Source organism: Deltaproteobacteria bacterium (assembly GCA_019309045.1).
Taxonomy (GTDB): domain Bacteria; phylum Desulfobacterota; class Syntrophobacteria; order BM002; family BM002; genus JAFDGZ01.
This window is the reverse complement of the sequence record JAFDGZ010000180.1, coordinates 1-2785: the sequence shown is the minus strand read 5'-3', so window position 1 is coordinate 2785 and position 2785 is coordinate 1. Positions and strand designations below refer to the sequence as shown.

4 protein-coding genes are annotated in these 2785 nt (G+C 54.3%); 3 read left to right on the top strand and 1 reads right to left on the bottom strand.

Annotation, left to right across the window (positions count from 1 at the left end; genetic code table 11):
• Positions 1-194, top strand: a 194-nt coding sequence (locus tag JRI89_17455) for a hypothetical protein (GenBank protein MBW2073018.1), incomplete at its 5' end; no start/stop codon positions are given.
• Between the two features lie 77 nt (positions 195-271).
• On the top strand, positions 272-1114 hold the full coding sequence (locus tag JRI89_17450) for an exosortase/archaeosortase family protein (protein ID MBW2073017.1): 843 nt from the start codon (positions 272-274) through the stop codon (positions 1112-1114).
• Positions 1115-1147: 33 nt separating this feature from the next.
• Here the strand turns inward: JRI89_17450 and JRI89_17445 are convergent, their stop codons facing one another.
• On the bottom strand, positions 1148-1345 hold the full coding sequence (locus JRI89_17445) for a hypothetical protein (GenBank protein ID MBW2073016.1): 198 nt from the start codon (positions 1343-1345) through the stop codon (positions 1148-1150).
• Between the two features lie 393 nt (positions 1346-1738).
• Between JRI89_17445 and JRI89_17440 the strand changes: the two genes are divergently transcribed.
• On the top strand, positions 1739-2785 hold a 1047-nt coding region (locus tag JRI89_17440), incomplete at its 3' end, for a tetratricopeptide repeat protein (protein ID MBW2073015.1).

The window sequence follows — 2785 nt, the reverse complement described above, 5'->3', positions numbered from 1 at the left end:
CTCCATCTTCCCTTTCCAAAAAGGCAGTACAGCAGCACTGCAGCGACAACCTGGAACATTTCATGGTACCCAAGTACGTTGAGATAGTCGCCGAGCTGCCAAGAACCAGCAGCGGCAAAGTTGACAAGAGGCTCTTGCAAATTGACAGTCAGGCTGGGGGTAACGCAGGCCAGCACAATGCAAGGGAGAGTTGAACCTGAACTGGCGAGGATCTCGAAAAAGGCAGCCCTTCCAGAGATCAACCACCTGGGCTGCTAACCGGGGAGTTCATATGAAGGCGACAACGCGGCTGTTCATCCTGCTTGCCCTGCTGGCGGCAGCGGTCTTTGTCCTATATGGTGAACCACTGGCGGGGCTTGTCAGTGCTACCCTTCACCGAGAGGGCAGCTCGCACGGCATTTTCGTGCCTTTTCTGTCGGGCTATTTTGTCTGGCTGAAGCGCGATCGACTCAAAAAAGCGCAGCTGCGCTGCTCATTTTTACCGGGAGGCGTCCTGGCAGCCGCTGCATTCATCCTCCTCTACTCTGCCCATGGAAGCAAAGAAATTATGCTGCCGATACTGTCATTTCTTCTGCTCACGGCAGGGCTGACTCTGACACTGTTCGGCTGGCAGCTTTGCAAAGAGGTCATCTTTCCAATCTTTTTCCTTGTCACCATGGTTCCCTTGCCTGCAACTGTCTACAGCCGGCTTGCTGAATGGATGCGCAGTCTGACCACGGCAGGCTGCGTTGGCTTCACCCAGCTGCTTCACCTGCCCATTTATCGCGACGGCTTCACCCTCTACCTGCCAAATGTCAGCCTGCTGGTAGCTCCGAGCTGCAGCGGCATTCGCTACCTCCTCTCTTTCTTTGTTTTCAGTCTTGCCTATGCCTTTGTCTTGAAGAAGAGCGCCATAGCAAGAATCCTGGTGGTGCTGGCATCTGTGCCGATAGCGATCATCGCAGGTGTGCTGCGGCTCAGCAGCATCGCTCTGGCAGCATATTATATTGGACCGTTCATGGCCGGGCACAAACCGCATATTATCGTCAGCTGGCTCGTATTTGGGGTGGTGCTGTTCAGCGCCATTACAGTGGATCAATTGGCCTCGAGAATCGGGCGGCAGAGCACGGTGTAGGAACCAGCGCGACTCCTCAAGGCCATTGCCAGATCAGGCAACTTCCTGTTCGTTGATGTCGTTTTCCGACTGTGGATCTGCGGGGAAATAAGGCAAAGATGCACAGTTGTGCTCAGAGGGTTGAGGCATATGGTGCACCCGGGGTCTCAGGTGGCAGAAGCGGCAAAAGGCAAAGCCGGCAACAATGGAGGCCACAAGCCAGATGCAGAGTGCAACTAATATGTTTGTCATTGGAATATTCCGCCGGGTCTTTGCTGGTGGTTTTTGCCTGGTATGTAAACTTTAAGCACAAAATGTGCCAGATTGACAACATGGAGTCGGGTGGAAAGAAATAGAGCCAGGAAGCGGGGAAGCAGAACCCGTGTCGAATAAGGAAATGGCCTGGCCACAGGGTGCCGAGCAAGGATTGCCCAAAGCACTCTCCCTTCTCCCCACCCACCCTCTCCAACCCAACGACCCTACAACCCCATGACCCAACGACTCTACGACCCTACGACCCAACGACCCAACGACCCTATGACCCTACGACCCTATGACCCTACAACTCGACTTGCGCATCTGCTCATAATTCTCTATATAGGAAAGGCTGTGTTGCTTCTACCCACATCCTCGAGGGAGGTTTGCATGCAACTTTCTAGTGACAACCGTCGGAGCAGGTATGCTCTTGTGGCAATCATCTTGCTGCTGCTTGCGTGCAGCGGCAACCCGGCCGAAAAAAGAGCAAAGCATATGAAGCGTGGGGCAGAATATTTTGCCAGTCAGGAATACGACAAGGCCATTATCGAATACAAGAATGCGGTGCAGGCAGATCCCAAGTTTGCTGCTGCCCACTATCAGCTTGCCCTGGCGTACTTGAAGACCGGCCATGTACAGGAGGCCTTTGCAGAACTTTCCAAGACAGTTGAACTGGATCCTGAAAACATAGACGCCCAGCTAAAGCTCGGACAGTTTTATCTGCTTGCCAGAAAACCTGAGGAGGCCAGGGAAAAGGCGGACCTGGTGCTGGAAAAAGAACCGCAAAACGTGGATGGTCTGTTCCTGCGGATGGCCCTGCTCCTGCAGGATGGCAAAGCAGATGAAGCCTCCAGGGTGCTCGAGAAGATAACTGAGCTGGATCCGAAAAATATCAGGGCCTACATTGCCCTGGCTCGCATTGCCGGCAGACAGCAAAAGTTTTCGCAGGCCAGGGACTACCTGGAACAGGCTGTGGATGCCAGCCCGAAAAACGCTGCGGCCAGGATGGAGCTTGCCCGTTTTTACGAGCAGCGGGGCAAACTGGCGGAGGCAGAAACAGAGATCAAGCAGGCGATCAACCTTGACAAGAATAATGCAAGTCTGCAGACCGAGCTGGGCAACTTTTACCTGCGCCATGGTGACCTGGAGTCTGCAAAAGCAGCCTACTTGAAGGCAGTCCAGATGGCTCCGGACGAGGCTGGACCCAAAATGACCCTGGGAGCCTTCTATGCCTCCCAGAAGAAGTGGGACCAGGCCCTAGAGTGGATGAACAAAGCCATGGAACTGCAGCCCGACAATGTGGAAATTCAGAACGCGGTGGCCGGACTTTACCTGGACATGGGGAAGCCTGAAGAAGCCCGCAAAATCGTGGAAAAAGTGCTGGACAAGGACAAGGGCAATGTACGCGGCCGGCTTCTCGAGGCTCGCCTGCTAATC